The following is a 399-nucleotide window of genomic DNA, read 5'->3' as shown; positions in this document are numbered from 1 at the left end:
TCTCCCCGCGTCCGCGGGCACGTCCCAGGATGGCGAGGTGCTCGCGGACGCGCGATCCTCACTCAGGGAACCACCCCGGGGCGCCCTCCCGCTTCGGCCGCGAGTGCCTCCCGTCGAGGAGGGTGCGGCACGCCGGGCGCGGTGAGGTGCGCGGCCAGCGCCGCCACCAGCACGCCGCCGCGATCCACCCAGCGATGTCCGTGCCCGTCACGGCAGAGGCCGACATGGTCGAGGCGCCGGGTGCAGCGCCAGCCGGTGGCGGGCGGCGTGGACGCACACCCGGGAACGCTCACCGGGCGCCGCCGACGAGGACGCCGTGGATACGGGACGAGCCGGCGTCGATCCCGATCGTCGCCAACCACAGTTCACGTTGGCGGCGCCGCTGCGCGCGGCTCTGCC

The organism is Streptomyces sparsus, from assembly GCF_054776295.1.
The sequence above is the reverse complement of the archived record's forward strand: the minus strand, read 5'-3'. Positions refer to the sequence as shown.